General features: G+C 61.0%; 13 protein-coding genes. 3 read left to right on the top strand and 10 right to left on the bottom strand.

Annotation, left to right across the window (positions count from 1 at the left end):
• Nucleotides 1-232: 232 nt before the first annotated feature.
• Nucleotides 233-469, bottom strand: coding sequence for a hypothetical protein (locus tag FJ943_RS24600; RefSeq protein ID WP_015316415.1), 237 nt, complete (start codon nucleotides 467-469; stop codon nucleotides 233-235).
• Between the two features lie 19 nt (nucleotides 470-488).
• The gene (locus FJ943_RS24595; RefSeq protein ID WP_140725731.1) at nucleotides 489-1,223 is read right to left on the bottom strand and encodes a Crp/Fnr family transcriptional regulator; all 735 of its coding nucleotides are present in this window, start codon (nucleotides 1,221-1,223) and stop codon (nucleotides 489-491) included.
• Between the two features lie 225 nt (nucleotides 1,224-1,448).
• Between FJ943_RS24595 and FJ943_RS29725 the strand changes: the two genes are divergently transcribed.
• Nucleotides 1,449-1,712 (top strand): hypothetical protein, encoded by a 264-nt coding sequence (locus FJ943_RS29725; RefSeq protein WP_181174623.1) that lies wholly within the window; start codon nucleotides 1,449-1,451, stop codon nucleotides 1,710-1,712.
• Between the two features lie 238 nt (nucleotides 1,713-1,950).
• Nucleotides 1,951-5,292 carry a DEAD/DEAH box helicase gene (locus FJ943_RS24585; protein ID WP_181174622.1) on the top strand — a complete coding sequence of 1,114 codons (3,342 nt, stop codon included), beginning with the start codon at nucleotides 1,951-1,953 and terminating at the stop codon, nucleotides 5,290-5,292.
• Nucleotides 5,293-5,568: 276 nt separating this feature from the next.
• On the opposite strand, the gene cyoD is transcribed toward FJ943_RS24585, so the two are convergent.
• The 5 genes from cyoD to FJ943_RS24560 form a co-directional block, all read right to left on the bottom strand.
• Nucleotides 5,569-5,985: a cytochrome o ubiquinol oxidase subunit IV gene (gene cyoD / locus FJ943_RS24580; protein WP_140725728.1), complete on the bottom strand. Its 417-nt coding sequence runs from the start codon at nucleotides 5,983-5,985 to the stop codon at nucleotides 5,569-5,571.
• A complete protein-coding gene (locus tag FJ943_RS24575) occupies nucleotides 5,982-6,668 on the bottom strand; it encodes a cytochrome (ubi)quinol oxidase subunit III (RefSeq protein WP_140725726.1) in 687 nt (228 codons plus the stop codon). Before FJ943_RS24575 ends, cyoD begins: the two co-directional genes overlap by 4 nt.
• Nucleotides 6,665-8,668, bottom strand: a complete 2,004-nt coding sequence (gene cyoB / locus FJ943_RS24570; protein ID WP_181174633.1) for a cytochrome o ubiquinol oxidase subunit I — start codon at nucleotides 8,666-8,668, stop codon at nucleotides 6,665-6,667. The genes FJ943_RS24575 and cyoB overlap by 4 nt, the downstream gene beginning before the upstream one ends.
• A gap of 2 nt (nucleotides 8,669-8,670) precedes the next feature.
• Nucleotides 8,671-9,687: a ubiquinol oxidase subunit II gene (cyoA, locus tag FJ943_RS24565; RefSeq protein ID WP_140725720.1), complete on the bottom strand. Its 1,017-nt coding sequence runs from the start codon at nucleotides 9,685-9,687 to the stop codon at nucleotides 8,671-8,673.
• 181 nt (nucleotides 9,688-9,868) lie between these two features.
• Entirely contained in the window at nucleotides 9,869-10,738 is an 870-nt protein-coding gene (locus FJ943_RS24560; RefSeq protein ID WP_140725717.1) for an MBL fold metallo-hydrolase, read from the bottom strand.
• 313 nt (nucleotides 10,739-11,051) lie between these two features.
• On the opposite strand from FJ943_RS24560, the gene FJ943_RS24555 reads away from it, so the two are divergent.
• The gene (locus FJ943_RS24555; RefSeq protein WP_181174621.1) at nucleotides 11,052-12,221 is read left to right on the top strand and encodes a beta-glucosidase; all 1,170 of its coding nucleotides are present in this window, start codon (nucleotides 11,052-11,054) and stop codon (nucleotides 12,219-12,221) included.
• Between the two features lie 58 nt (nucleotides 12,222-12,279).
• On the opposite strand, the gene FJ943_RS24550 is transcribed toward FJ943_RS24555, so the two are convergent.
• The 3 genes from FJ943_RS24550 to FJ943_RS24540 are packed head-to-tail and all read right to left on the bottom strand — an operon-like array spanning nucleotide 12,280 to nucleotide 15,174.
• Nucleotides 12,280-12,801, bottom strand: coding sequence for a ferritin-like domain-containing protein (locus FJ943_RS24550; protein WP_015316426.1), 522 nt, complete (start codon nucleotides 12,799-12,801; stop codon nucleotides 12,280-12,282).
• Between the two features lie 34 nt (nucleotides 12,802-12,835).
• Nucleotides 12,836-13,999: a UDP-galactopyranose mutase gene (gene glf / locus FJ943_RS24545; RefSeq protein WP_140614620.1), complete on the bottom strand. Its 1,164-nt coding sequence runs from the start codon at nucleotides 13,997-13,999 to the stop codon at nucleotides 12,836-12,838.
• 2 nt (nucleotides 14,000-14,001) lie between these two features.
• Nucleotides 14,002-15,174, bottom strand: a complete 1,173-nt coding sequence (locus tag FJ943_RS24540; protein ID WP_140725715.1) for a glycosyltransferase — start codon at nucleotides 15,172-15,174, stop codon at nucleotides 14,002-14,004.
• Between the last annotated feature and the right edge of the window lie 232 nt (nucleotides 15,175-15,406).

The following is a 15,406-nucleotide window of genomic DNA, read 5'->3' as shown; positions in this document are numbered from 1 at the left end:
TGCATTGTCCCCCGGCACGCACAGACCCAATTAATCCGGTCGCCGACTAGGCGCACTTACATAGATTAAAGCGCCCACCCGCTTGCATCGATGGATCCACTCCATGACCGAGCCCTGAGTGATCCTATGGCTCGCGGCTCTTCGAGAGTTCTCGCTCGATGCAGTCCGATGGCCATGTTGAAGCTGGTTGGGTGGGGGGCTGATCCGATAATGGCGCGAAAATCGGCCGAATTCATCTCATCAATTTGATCTGAAGCGAGAGGCTTAGCCGCAGAACCTTGTCGCCATTTTCATCACGCACCTCGACAAACAATTTCTGTCCGTCGACGCTTTTCAATGCGTCTCTCGTAAGATCGATAAGGCCCTCGAATCCGACTCGGCGCACCTCTTCCAGGCCAGCGCATTCGACACCTATCTCATCCTGCAAGACCAAATCGCGATCGCCGGTGTCAAAGAAAAATCGTGCCATGGGAGAGCTTCCGTCACCACTAATCTGCCGGGTTCTTTTGATGCAGGTAAGTCGTGTCGAAATCCCCTGCGTGAGTGAGGCCGGGCCAGTCGAGTGCATGCATTCTCGACCCCGTGGTGGCGATCAGGCCTTCACGTCGTAGTTCCTGAAGCATTCGGTTGACGTGGACCGTCGACAGACCCAATGCGTCGCCAAGTGCGGCTTGGGTTATGGGAATATCCGCAATGTGATCTTGAATGCGTCCCACCGCCCGCAAGCGAAATATGAGTTCGCACAAAATGTGAGCCATGCGGGTGTAAGCCTCACGTCTTCCAACGTTGGTGACCCACTCCCTGTACATCGCGGCGTCGATCAGCGTCGACCGCCAGAAAGCGGTGGCGATGCGAGGGTGCTGGTCACAGATGCTGCGGAGAACATCGTGTCGCATGAAGCCCACTCGGGCCGGCGTCATGGTCGAGAAATTACAATCCATGACCGACAGATGCAGCCCGTGCAGATCGGGAATGTCCCCGGCCACGAAGAAAGACGTGATCTGTCGCTTTCCTTCGCTTGTGTATTTGGTGGACCCGACCAAACCATCCAGGACGACAAACGAGTAAACAGGATGGTCACCCTCACGCACCAGGTCGTGGTTGGCCGAAAAATCTTTCTCCTGAATCGGTATGCTTTTCAAAACCGCGATTTCAGCTTCTCGAATGTCCGAGATGGTCTGAAGCTTGCGGATAAGTACATCCGAGGACGAAGAGGGGGACAAAATGGCTACCTAGCTGATGTTGCCCACCGAACTTTTATCCCAGCCAAAAGTTCCGGATGGCGGTGAAATCCGAATGAGCAGAACCTGGTTTGCCAAAGGCGCGATCAAAACCGCAGCCCATGGAACAAACGCACCCACGGCTTTGTACGTTTTCATACCTAACGCAGCTCCGCCGGAACGTAGGGTAGGCGTTCGCGGTTAGTCGGACTCTTCGGGGAGTTCGCCATGGATGAGCCTAAGACAGCTTTCATTGATCGCCTGATCAAGGAAACCAGCGTCAGCGAAAAAGACGCCCGCGAACTGATAGCCCTGCTAGGGCTCAATTGGTCGTCCTTGGTCCGGGAAGCGAAGCTCCTGAAGCCACACGCCCACGGTGCCTCTTCTATGAGCGCGGACGGCGGCGGCCTCTCTGACTTCCATACGGGTTCTAGCCAGGTCTCCGAGCAAGGCGGCCATTCTAGCCCGCTGGTCGGCAAGACTGACACCTAGCGCCCGCTACAAGTTCGTTCAAGCATAGGGGAGATCTGGAAGGATGGTCGCTAAACGGCCATCGTCCGCGACGGCACCGCTGCCAACGGAAGCGGCTCATCGAGAGGCGCATCTTTGGCGCGTCGCCAGATAAGAACGCAAGACCGCGCGCGCTGCCACTGCCTGCAACACTTTAATCCGCGCCTCAGGAACGGAGTGGTCCCACTGACGTTCTCGACGGTGGCAAGGTGAGACCTCAGTGAACAGACCCATTTCGCGGACGGAAATCATCGAAGAAATGGATCACCCGTCGAATGACGGGGACCTCGCGAGAGACCAGGGCGCCTCGCCTTCCGCCGCAATCGCGGCGGCGCTGGCCGACTCCCTTGAGAGCGGTCCAAACAAGCATATTGTCCATATAGCCGCCTCGGAACGCAGTGCCGAAGAGGCCGCTGCGGCTTTGCGTCAGTTTCTGCCGAGCGCGGACGTCATCTTCCTGCCGTCCTGGGATTGCCTGCCTTACGACAGGGTATGGCCGACACGCGCCAATATGGGGCGGAGGCTTCGCGCTCTGCGTGAGATCGCGAGCGAGCCAAAACGTCCGCGCATCGTGGTTCTGTCGATCGAGACTACTCTCCAGCGGGTGCCGCCCGCACCAGTCATTGCTGGCGGTTTTACAATTCTGGAACTCGGACAAGAGTTCGACCCGGATGGTTTCCGAACGAGAGCAGAGGCGATTGGATACGGTGTCGACGAAAGGGTCGACGAACCGGGCGAGATAGCCTTTCGGGGCGACCTCATGGACATATTCCCTGCTGGCGCCGATCACCCGGTTCGCGTCGTCATCGGTACAGATAGCTGCATCCGGGAACTCAAGACCTATGACCCCATCAGCCAGCTTAGCGAACAGTCGCGCGAGTCGGTCACGGTTGGGCCAGCATCCGAGCTGATTTTCGCAACGGGGGATCATCCTGAGTTGGCAGCGATGCGCGCGACGTCGATGGAAGAACGCCTCGTCGCATTGTACGGCAGCATGCCGTCGGTCTTCGATGTGGCATCCGGCGCCTGTGTCTCCATCGCGGAAGGTCTCGAAGGCGCGCCGCTCGACCGCTTCCTGGGCCTGATCGAAGATGCTCGTGGTGCAAGGCAGGAGGTTGCCGCGCCCGCCAAACCCTTGCCGGAACAGTTTTACCTGTCGCGTCAAGAATGGAACGTCGCAGTCCGTAAACGCCACGGCACGAGTCTCGCCGTTTCTGCCGCGCGAGTTCCCAAATTCTTCCAGCAGGCGCGATCCGGGGATCAGTTCGCCGAATTTGCGGAAAGGCAGACAAGGTCGGGTGTCACTGTGGCGTTCGCGGGCGAGGCCTCCGAACTGCGGCGAGCCGATCGCCTGCTCGATCAGAAGCTTGGTCGGCGAATGGGGGAAGTGGCGGACTGGCCGCGGATCCGTTCGGCCCCAAGGGGCTCTCTTCTCAAGGCCGAGATCGTTCTCGACGAAGGCTTTGTCGACGAGCAATCTGGCATCGCGGTGGTGGCCGCGGCCGACCTGTTTGGCCACGCCTTGAAAGCAAACGGCAGCGCGGCCACCAGCATACTCGAACCCGAGTTGCGCATCGGCGACGTCGTCGTCCATGAGGACCATGGCCTGGCCACGCTGGTGGCGGTCGAACAGGTCGAGTTGGCCGGTCAGCAGCAGGATGTCGTCAGGCTGGAATATCAGGACGGAGCTTCCTTGCTGGTCCCGGTCGATGAGTTTGGGCGGATATGGCGCTACGGCTCGGAACCCGGTGCAGTGCCGCTCGATCGCTTGAACAGCGATGGGTGGCTCAACCGACGCAAGGCGGCGCTGCGCGATATCGACAGGCTGGCCAAGCGCTTGAGGGACCTTGCCAATGCCAGGTCCAGCCAGCCTGCCGCGATCATAAAACCCTCTCGCGCGGACCTTGCCCGGTTCGCGGCGCGGTTTCCCTATACCGAGACTCCCGACCAGGCTGCCGCCATCCGCGACGTGCTCGGCGACCTGTCGTCGGGGAGAACAATGAATCGCCTTGTCTGCGGCGACGTCGGCTTCGGCAAGACAGAGGTGGCCCTGCGGGCCTGCGCCGCCGCGGCCCTCTGCGGGAAGCAGGTGGCGGTGATAGCGCCGACAACGGTGTTGGCACGCCAGCACTACGAGACGTTCAGCAGAAGATTTGCGGGAACCGGCCTCGAGGTCGCCCACCTCTCGAGAATGGTCGGAGCGGCGGAGGCGAGAGCGGTGAAGGAGCGGCTGCGGAGCGGTCAGGTCGCGGTGGTTGTGGGTACTCAGGCCCTGGCGGCCAAGAGCGTCAGCTTCGCCAATCTCGGACTGCTGGTGATCGACGAGGAGCACCGGTTCGGTGTCAAGCTGAAGCAGGCGCTGCGGAACATGGCGCCCCGCCTTCATACGCTGAGCATGAGCGCCACGCCGATACCGCGGACGCTGCAATCGGCGATGTCAGGCGTCCAGGAGGTCAGCGTCCTCAACTCTCCGCCCGCCAAAAGACGTCCCGTTCGCACCATCCTGGCGCCCTTCGATCCAGCTTCGGCAAGAGCCGCCCTTTTGCGCGAGTTTCGGCGGGGCGGACAGAGCTTCCTGGTGGTTCCGCGCATCGAAGACATCGATCCGGTTCGCCAGCAGCTAGACAGACTGGTGCCGGAACTCGCGGTCAAGACGGCGCATGGCGAAATGAAAGGGAGACAATTGGACGACATCATGGTCGGGTTCGCTGACGGTGACGGCGACGTCCTGTTGAGCACCGACATCATCGAGAGCGGCCTCGACGTGCCGCGGGCCAACACCATACTGATCTGGCGAGCGGACAGGTTCGGTTTGGCACAGCTGCACCAGCTTCGCGGCCGGGTCGGAAGGGGAGCGGTGCAGGCTATTGCCCTTCTTCTGACCGAACCTGGCGTCGAACTGGCCGAAGGCACAAGAGCCCGACTTTCGACCATGATTGCGCTCGATCGGCTTGGCTCCGGCCTTGCGATCAGCCAGAGGGACCTCGACCTGCGCGGGGCAGGAGACCTTTTCGGCGAAGATCAAGCCGGGCACATGAAGCTGATCGGAGCAGGCCTTTACCAACATTTTCTGCAGCGGGCAGTCTCCCTGGCCGCGGGAGGGGCCGATACCGACAAGCAGCTAGCCGACATCAACGGCGCCGGAAACGGGGCCTTTCCCGAAAGCTATGTCAACGAGTCGACGGTGCGCGTCAGCCTCTATGCCAGGCTGTCTCGTATGGCTGCCGAGACGGACCTCGATGCATTCGGCGAAGAGCTTGAGGACCGCTTTGGAGACATGCCCGGCGAAGTGGCGGATTTGCTGGAACTGACCAGGTTGCGGATAGCCGCGGCGGACCTGGGCATCAGCAAAGTCGATGTGGGACCAGAAGGGATCGCGATCACCTTCCGCAAGAAACCGGTGGCATCAAAATGGCGCTTTAAAAGCGCACAGGGCTTCGAGTTCCGCAACGGTCGGCTGATTTTCAGGCCCTCGATCCAGTCTCGTGGCTCAGGTATCGATGCCGTCCGCTCGGTGCTCGCTGCCTTGCGTGCGGCCCGGCCGGCGCGGCGCCGCCCATGATGGGTTCGCTCGGATCACCGGTTCCAGATCGTGGGGAAAGTTCGGCGCTTCGATGGGCAGTTCGTCAGCCGGCGTTCTTTCCCTTTGAGTCACGGCCGGAAGCATTTCAGCGACCTCGATGAGGATATCCTTGACGAAGTGATTGATCTGGGCGCCCATCTACCGTGAGCCTGTTGCGATGGCGTCCGAACTTGCTGCCCGAACCAAAGTTCCCGCCTGAAACGCGTGACGAGGCGAGCGAAAGTCAGCTAATACCGTGTCCGGCGTGCGGTTCGCTCAAGGCATCGCTCCGGCTTGATGGGCGGTCATGGCAGCCATGTTCTGATCCAGATGGGCCATGATCCAGACTGAGCCCAGAACCACCAGCGCCACGATCAGCACGCCGAAGGCCAGGGCCAGGACGTTGTTGGTGTTGTCCCGTCCGGTCGTCAGGTGGAGAAAGAAGACAAGATGCACGCCCATCTGCGCGACGGCGAGCACCACCAGGGCCGAAATCACCGCCGGCTGGTAGATCAGGTTGGTCTGAGCCGCCAGGAACGAAGCGATCGTCAGCAGGATGGCCAGGCCGAAGCCAAGCAGGTAGCCAGAGAGGCCCCCCGCCATTTCGTGCTCGGTTATGCGTTCCTCGCCCGGTGCTGAATCGCGGTGGTCTGGCGTCTCGCCTGTCCCGCTCTCGCCCCCGATCTCGGTCATGGCGATGCTCCTAACAGATAAACCAGGGTGAAGATGGCAACCCAGATGATGTCGAGCGCGTGCCAGAAGAGCCCGAAGCAGTGGAGCCGCCGCAAAATATCGGGTCGAAAACCCTTGACCCACAGCTGCGCCATCATGGTGCCTAGCCAGAGCAGGCCAAGTGCGACGTGGGTCCCGTGGCAACCAACGAGTGCGAAAAAGGCTGAAAGAAATGCACTTCGAGACGGGCCTGCCTGCTCGCCGGCCATCGCCGCGAACTCCTGCACCTCCAGGAGCAGGAAGGCTGCCCCGAGCAGGCCCGTAACCAGCAGCCAGAACTGGGTGGCAGCCATCGATCTGCGGTGGCTCGCGAGCGTTGCCAAGCCGCCGGTGAAGCTCGAACTGAGCAGAAGGCCCGTTTGCACCGCAACGCGCGTGGGTTCGAACAGATCCTTGCCGGTCGGTCCGCCGGCGGTTGCCTTGGCGAGCACGGCATAGGCGGCGAAGAAAGCCGAGAACATGATGATGTCGGACAGCAGAAAGATCCAGAACCCGTAGGCAACGGTGACGAACTTCGACGCAGGGCCGCCCTGTCCGTGGCCCGTCGCGGATCTTGCACCATGGCTGCCGGTGCGATTGACCCGGTATTGGTCGCGTGTCTGGCCGTCGGCGCTGATGTCGGTGGTGAAGGCGTGATCGCTCATACCGGACGTTCCCAGCTGCGCAGGAAGGCAAGCCGCGCGGCTCGGCCGTTTCGGTCTATTCGCGCGACCTCATCGGCGGGGATCTCGTAGTCGCCATGATCGCGCCAGGCGAAGACGACGAAGGTGGCGTAGGCGCCGATGAAGCCGACGATCGCCAGCCACCAAATGTGCCAGATCAGCGCGAAGCCGATCAGCGTGCTGAAAAAAGCGGTGACGAAGCCCGTCGGGCTGTTGCGCGGCATCTCGATAGGCTCGTACGCGGCCTCCGTCCCCGCGCCCTGCTCCTCGATCCCCCGCTGCTTGATGCTCCAGTAGGGTTCTTCGTTCTCGACGTGCGGCAGCCACGCAAAGTTGAAGGCGGGCGGAGGGGAGGATGTCGACCATTCCAGCGAACGCCCGTCCCACGGGTCGCCGGTCTCGTCGCGAAGCTTGTCGCGATGCCGGATCGAAACCACCAGCTGCATGATCTGCAGTGCGGCGCCGATGATCATCACCAGCACGCCGAACGCGGCCACCACCAGCCACGGCGCCCAAAGATCCATGTCGATGTGCTGAAGGCGCCGCGTCATGCCAAGCAGGCCGACGATATAGAGTGGCACGAAGACCAGCATGTAGCCGACCAAGGTGACCCAAAACGCCGCCTTCCCCCAAGCTTCGTGCAACCGGAAGCCGAATGCCTTGGGGAACCAGTAGGTGAAGCCGGCAAAGGCGCCGAACAGCACGCCCGAGATGATGACGTTGTGGAAATGTGCCACGAGGAAAAGCGAGTTGTGCAGCACGAAGTCGGCGGGCGGGACGGCTAGCAGAACGCCGGTCATGCCGCCGACGGTGAAGGTGGTGACGAAAGCCAGCGCCCAAAGCATGGGCGTGTCGAAGCGAACGCGCCCGCCATACATGGTGAAGAGCCAATTGTAGATTTTTACGCCGGTGCCGACGGCGATCACCGAGGTGGCGATGCCAAACGCGGCATTGACGTCGGCACCGGCGCCCATTGTGAAGAAATGGTGCAGCCAGACCATGAACGAGACGATGCAGATGAACATCGTCGCCGCGACCATCGAACGATATCCGAACAGCGGCTTTGACGAGAAGGTCGAGAAGATCTCGGAAAAAATCCCGAAGGCTGGAAGCACCAGGATGTAGACCTCGGGATGGCCCCAGGCCCAGATCAGGTTGACGAACATCATCTGATTTCCCCCGGCTTCGTTGGTGAAGAAATGGAAGCCGAGATAGCGGTCCAGCGTCAGCATCGCGAGCGTGGCGGTGAGGATAGGGAAGGCCGCGACGATGAGCAGGTTGGATGCCAGCGATGTCCAGCAGAACATCGGCATGCGCAGGTACCCCATTCCCGGCGCACGCATCTTGAGGATGGTCGTCACCAGGTTCACGCCGGTCAGCAGCGTGCCGACGCCGGAGATCTGGATCGACCACAGATAGTAGTCGACACCGACGCCCGGCGAGTAGGTGGTTTCCGACAAGGGTGCATAGGGCAACCAGCCGGTGCGCGCGAACTCGCCGATGACAAGCGAGATGTTGACCAGCAGGGCTCCGGTAGCCGTCAACCAGAAGCTGACCGAGTTGAGTGTCGGAAAGGCGACATCGCGGATGCCAAGCTGCAGTGGCACGACGAAATTCATCAGTCCGATGATGAAGGGCATTGCCGCGAAGAAGATCATGATCGTGCCGTGCGCCGAAAAGATCTGGTCGTAATGCTCGGGCGGAAGATAGCCTGGACCGTGGATGGCCAGCACCTGTTGCGTGCGCATCATGATGGCATCGATGAAGCCACGCAAAAGCATGAGCATCGCGAGCACGATGTACATCACGCCGATGCGTTTGTGGTCGACCGAAGTTATCCACTCGCTCCACAGATAGGGCCAATATCCCTTGAGACTTATCCAGCAGAGCACCGCTGCCGCGGCGAGGAACACCGCGAAGGCCGCAGCGAGGGGGATAGGTTGGTCGAACGGAATCGCCGACCAATCGAGCTTGCCGAGCATCGTCATTCTCCCCCTTCTGCCTGCTGGTGGTGCGCCATGGCCGCCGCTCGTAACGCCTTCGGACTGACCTGTGGCTCACCGCTGCCGGCACTTTCAGCGGGGCCGGGGCCGGGCGGCAGCGTCTGCTGAACAACCGCTTCGAACAGCCCGGGCTGCACGTGGCCGAACGAAGCCGGCGGCAGGTTTGTGCTTTGCCGGGCGAGCTCGCGGTAAGCGTCGGCGTTGAGCACGCCGCCGCCGCCACGCAACGATGACGTCCAGCGGGTGAACGCATCAGGCGAAACCGCGGTCACGCTGAAGTTCATGTCCGAGAAGCCGTCGCCGCTGAAATGCGCCGACTGACCGAAATAGCTCCCCTCGCGGTCGGCCTGCAGATGCAACTCGGTCTGCATGCCGTTCATGACATAGACCATGCTGCCAAGCTGAGGCACGAAGAACGTGTTCATCACGCTGGCCGAGGTCAGCTTGAAATGCACGGGAACGCCGGCCGGGATGACCAGCTGGTTGACCGCCCCAACTCCCTGCTCGGGATAGAGGAACAGCCATTTCCAATCGAGCGCCACCACTTGGATGTCGAGCGGTGGCCGCGCCGAGGCGATCGGTTTGCGCGGATCAAGGTGATAGGAACCGTAATAGATCAGTCCGCCAAGGAAGAGGATGGTGAGCGTCGGGATCGACCAGACGATCAACTCGATCCGACCGGAATAGGTGAATTCCGGGTCGTAACGGGCATTGCTGTTCGAGGCGCGGAACTTCCAGGCGAAGGCCAGCAGTGCGATCAGCGTCGGAATGACGATCACCAGCATCACCGCCAGCGAGTTCAAAAGGATCGTGCGATTGCCCGCGCCAATTGGCCCTTGCGGGTCGAGCACGCCCCCCGCGCAGCCGGGCAAGAATGCGGCAGCGGGTATCCAGAGCAGCGAACGCGCCGGCTTGAAGGTGGGTGGCAATAACAGTGGCTGCGCCACGCATCTCGGGGAGGACGCGTCGTGAGGGCACGCGTTCTTCGCGTTTTCCATCTAAGTCTTCCCTGACGCAGAATTCGAGAAACGCCTGGTGTCGCCTGCCGCCCAACGAACGCCCTAACTGGCGCCCGTGGCGTTTGTTCCGCCGCCGTCCGTCTTGGGCCGCCCGAGCGGCAAAGCCGGCGCGTTTTTGACAATCTTGAGAGCAGCAGCAGAGCGCTGCGCTCGGACAGGCTCAGCTATTTGGAACCGTCGCCGGCTCGCGCACGAATTTCATTTTCGGCGGCACGGCAAACTCCGTGAACCGATCAGCCAGGCTGACAAGAGCTTGACGCATGCCCATGCCGGCCGCCGCCGCCCCATGTCCACTGATGACCATCTGCGGCTTCAGCGCGGCCAGGCGCTTCACCGATCTTTCCGCCGCATCCCAGTCCGGCGTGAAATAGCGTGGCGGACCGTGCATCTCGAGATCCTGAACGGCGACCTCATAGACCGACTCCTGGCCTGTGGTGATGAAAGCGTCCCCTACGATCAGCGAGCGGTCCTCCTCGCGCCAGAGCGAGATGTGCCCCGGGGCGTGTCCTGGCGTGTGCAGCCACTGCCATCCGGGCATTCCGGGGATCGAACCGTCGGCCGGCAAGAGTTCCAGACGGTTGCCAAGATCGATCGGCCCGCGTGGAAATAGCGGCGAGAGCAGCGCCATCAGTCCACCCCCGACCCAGGGGTCCGGCGGCGGATAGGATGTGGTCCCGTCCAGATAGGGGCGCTCGAGCGGGTGCGCGAAGACAGGCACGTCCCACGTAGTCGCCAGGTCCAGAACCGTTCCCACATGGTCGAAATGGCCGTGCGTCAAGATGATCGCAGCCGGCCGCGCGTCAATCCCGAAGCGCTTCTCCGCCACAGCAAGGATGCTGCTCCGGGACGTCGGCAACCCGGTATCGATCAGCACCCATTTCCGGTCTCCGCTGCCCGGTGCGCCGAAGAACACGACATTGACGATTGCCAGCCGCAAATAACCCAGATCCGGTGCGATGCTCCAAGCACCGTCGCCACGATCCTCGCGCCTGGCATGGTCGATATCGGAAAGTTGAATTTGAACGGTCATGTGATCCCGTGCCTCTGTTGTTTGCCGGGCAGCCAGTCGAGTTAAGCGACGCCGGTGCTACATCGCCCCGAACTTGGCTCGAGCCTCCTTGTTCCTGATGTTGCCACTCGCCACCCAGCTCGCGGGCGGTCGACCACCGGAACAAAGGCTCGGCCAGTCGGTTCGGCTTTACCCCGCTCAGGCAGGATGAGGGGTCAGCTGAGCTGAGCAATGGGATGCGGCTTGCCTGATCGGATCCGGCGTTTTGCCAAGGCAATTCGCGGTCCAAACAGGGCGGCCGAGTTTGAAACCGACTGCCCAAAGGAGACTTCGAATGGACGAAGTGGGACGCACGGACGGGCACGAACTGGGTGAGTCGGCTCCGAAAGCTTCGCGCTTTGCCAGTTTTTTCATGGCGGGCTTTGAGTGCTCCTCGCATCGGCGCAAGGATGGCGTCCGCCTCGACCTTATTCGTGCGACTTCGCATAGTTTGCATGCCCTCGGCGATTACCGGGCCTGCGCCGAACTCGGCCTGCGCACCATTCGCGATGGGCTACGCTGGCACCTGATCGAAACCGCTCCTGGAACCTATGACTGGTCAAGTTGGATGCCTATGGTCGAGGCAGCCCAATCGGCAGGGGTCCAGGTCATCTGGGACATCTTCCATTATGGATCCCCGGATCATGTCGATCAGGGGTCCATCCAGTTCATCGATGCCTATGCCTCGTTCGCGGCGGAAGCCGTGAGGGTGTACCGTTCGATAACCGGAACATCGCCTCTGTTGTGTCCGATCAACGAAATCTCCTTCTTCGCCTGGGCCGTCGAGGTCGGCTATTTCCCGCGCGTAGGGCCGAACAAGCGGGGATGGTTCAAGCGGCACCTCGTCAAGGCTGCCATCGCCGGTGTTCGTGCAATGCGGGAGGTCGATCCGGCATGCGGATTTGTCTGGGCCGAGCCGCTCATCCACATCGCGCCTCGCGACCGGACCCGCGGCGAACGGCGCCGCGCCGAAAACGCCCGACTGGGACAGTTCGAGGCCTACGACATGTTGCTGGGCCGCGTCGAACCGGAGTTGGGCGGCAGCGAGGATGTTGTCGACGCCGTGGGCCTGAACTTCTACCCACACAATCAATGGTACATAAATGGACCGACCATTCCGATGGGGCACCACGAGTACCGTGCTCTGTCGGAAATGCTGATCGAGGTCGCTCATCGATACGGCAAGCCGATGTTCATTGCCGAAACCGGCTCGGAGGGATCGGGCGGGGCGGCTTGGCTCCACTATGTCTGCGACGAGGTGCGTGCGGCGATAAAACTCGAAGCGCCGATCGAGGGTATTTGCCTGTATCCGATAACCGCTTACCCCGGGTGGGATAATTCCCGACATGCGGAGGTGGGATTGTTTTCCGTCATCCAGGCGGATGGCACGCGACGCCTCCGCCAGCCCGTCGCGGACGAACTGGTTCGGCAGCAAGATCTGTTCGCACCAAACCGGACGCGTTGAAGGAGCGGCCGGCAACCAGGCGGGGGCGGCGTTGTGGATGCCGCCCCTGGCCGTTGGATCAGCTTTTTGCGGTCTCCCCCGCCGCGCGCAACTTGGCGTACCGCAGGGTCACGTCGCTCAGATTTTCCTTAAGCCAATCGGCCATCGCTTCCTCTTCGCTCAGATTTTGCTTGAGGACCGTTTCGGCATCCTGGAAGCCGCCGGCCTCGGCGAGCACCAGGAGCGAATTGTAGGCAGCGATCTCGTAGTTCTCGAAGGCGAAATTCGCTAGGCTGTTCTTGATGATCTCGTCGCCTGCCATCGAGTGTCCCATGGCAGCCATGCTGCCAACCATCGACAGGGCCGTGTCCTTGAGAGTGGAGTGCTCTTCATCGAGACCCTCCAGGACCGTCTCGAGCCGAGTAATCTGGCCCTCGGTCTCTTGAATATGCCGGCGCAAGCGATCAGCCACCTCAGGATAATTCTCGATACGCTCGACCTGTGGTTTCATGATCGACAGCGCTTGGTTCTCCATGGCATGGGCGTTGCGCAAGCCAACAATGAATATCGAACGGCTCTCCGAGTTGAAGTTTGTATCCATCGCAATTCTCCTTCTGTTTTCTGCCGCGGTTAATTCAGCTCCCATGTGCGGGAGAACTCGCCACCAGTCCGGCCAGGGACGTCCTTCCAGTGCCCGCCCATTCCGGCAGACTTTTCTGGATGCGAGCGAAAGTGGCCAGAGCCTGTCCGACCACCTGGTCCATGTTGTAGTAGCGGTATGTTGCCAGGCGGCCGACAAACCACACGTCGGGACAGGTTGCGGAGAGTGCTTCGTAGCGCTTGTAGAGCGCTTCGTTTTCGGCTCGCGGCACCGGGTAGTACGGGTCGCCGATATCCGTCGGGTATTCGTAAGTCAGGCTGGTCCGCGCGTTCTGCTGGCCGGTCAGATGTTTGTACTCGGTGATGCGGGTGTAATCTTGCGTCTGCGGATAATTGACGACGGCGACCGGCTGAAACTGCTCGCGGTCCAGGGTGACGTGCTCGAAACGCAGCGAGCGATAGGGAAGATGCCCAAGCTGCCACCCGAAATATTCGTCGATCGGACCGGTATAGATCATCCGCCTGAACGGGATCTTCTCACGGATTTCGCGGAAATCGGTCTGCAGCATGATCTTGATGTTCGGATGATCGAGCATGCGTTCAAACATCCTGGTGTATCCGCCGGCCGGCATTTTCTGGAAACTATCGCTGAAATAGCGGTCGTCACGGTTGGTCCTGGTCGGCACTCGTGCCGTCACCGACTTGCTCAGTTGACTGGGATCGACGCCCCATTGCTTCCTGGTGTAGCCACGGAAGAATTTTTCGTAGAGCTCGCGGCCCACCGTGCTGACAACGACATCCTCGGCCGTGCGAACGTCCTCCACAGTCTCGCGTCGCGACGCGAAGAATTCCTCCAACTGGGCCGAGGTCAGGTCCAGTCCATAAAGGCTGTTGATCGTGTCGAGATTAATCGGGATGGGAACGAGTTTCCCGTCCACCGCCGCCAACACCCTGTGCTCGTATGACCGCCACTCGGTGAACTGCGACAGGTAGTCCACGATTGCCTGGCTGTTGGTGTGGAAGATATGCGGACCGTAGCGGTGGATCAGGATGCCGGCTTCATTGTAGCAATCATACGCATTGCCGCCGACATGGCCGCGACGATCTACCAGCAGGACGCTTTCGTGACGCTGCGAGGCTATCCTTTCGGCAAGCACGCTGCCGGCAAAACCCGCCCCGACGACCAGCCAGTCGAACATGGCTAAGCGCTCCTGCGAAGAGGGACGATTTTCTTGCGTTCATGGGCGCGCTCGATGTGAGCCGCCATGGCATTCCATGTTCGCTCCCAGGAGGTATCCGCAAGGTAGGCGTCGACTTGTTGCCGGAGCATCTGGCGCGGTCGCGAAAGAGCCGAGCGGAGCTTGGTTTCCAGATCGTCGCTGTCGGCGATTTCCACCAGCCCGGCAGCGCCGTAGCTGCGCACCACGTCCACGATCGCCGTCGAGACTACCGGCAGCCCTGCCGCGAGGAACTCCGGCGTCTTGGTCGGGCTGATGAAGCGGGTCGCTTCATTGAGGGCGAACGGCATCCAGCCGGCATCCCAATGGCGCAGGTAGTCGGGCAGATCGCGGTAGGCTTTCCCGCCCAGCCAGTGAAGGTTCTCGGCGCGCGGCAGGCCTGCAGCGTCGATCTTGACCACCGGTCCGAGCATGACGAAATGCACGTCCGGCATGGTCTCCGCCGCCTGGGCTACGAGATCGACGTCCAGCCGCTCGTCGATGACGCCGAAATAACCGACCCTCGGGTGAGGAATGCCGGCCTGATCGGCCGGGTCTTTTCCCGGCTTCCTGGCCTGGTGAAAGTGGTTCACGTCGATGCTGCTCGGAAAGGGATAGATCGCGTGATGCAGGTGGCGCTTGGTCTCGAACAAGCTCAGGCCGCCGGTGAAAACGAGATCGGCGCGGTGCAGAAGCGCCTTTTCCATCTGCCTCAATTCAGGCGGCGCATTCTTGAACGCCGAGAGTTCGTCCATGCAATCATAGACACATATGTCAGGCTCAAGGTACTCCGTGAAGCGGAGAGCCATTGGCGTATAATACCAGGCGATCAGCCGGCTGTGCGGCATAGAAGCGATTGTCTGCTGAACAAATCTGCGCTGCGTGGCATCTGCTTTCGCGGCCGACGTGCCGACCGGGAGCACTGGTGTCACAATCAGAATGTTTGGCGAGGCCTCGCTCGTCCGCATTAGCGGCTGCGGCAGTTCTTCAAAGACAGGTTCTTCAAAGTAGACAACCCTCTGCTGCATGGATGCGAGAGTGAGGATATGCTGCGGGCGTTGATGAACGAAATTCCACCTTAAATGAGAGAAGCAAACCAGTAGATTTTGCCTGCCAGCCTGTTTACTGACGGTTACCCTGCCCAAGGCTGCTTCCATTGAGATATTCCTTTTATAGACGGTGGTTTATGTTGCGACTAACATTTGTTAGTCGTGGATGAGGGGGAACTAGACTTCGGTTTCAGCTCCTAACTTTCGGGTAGGTGAGTTGTTCCAAGGTGGAACGGAGAGCCTCGGTCGCCGCTTCGGATTGGACGAATGCAAAGCGCCGGCTGCGCGGAGGCAGACTGGCTGTCTCAAAAGGCGGGTCATCGAAACTGCCCGCGACCAA

Origin of the sequence: Mesorhizobium sp. B2-3-10 (assembly GCF_006442275.1) — a bacterium.
Taxonomy (GTDB): domain Bacteria; phylum Pseudomonadota; class Alphaproteobacteria; order Rhizobiales; family Rhizobiaceae; genus Mesorhizobium; species Mesorhizobium australicum.
Note: the sequence above shows the minus strand (reverse complement) of the source record. Positions and strands in the feature narration are given on the sequence as shown.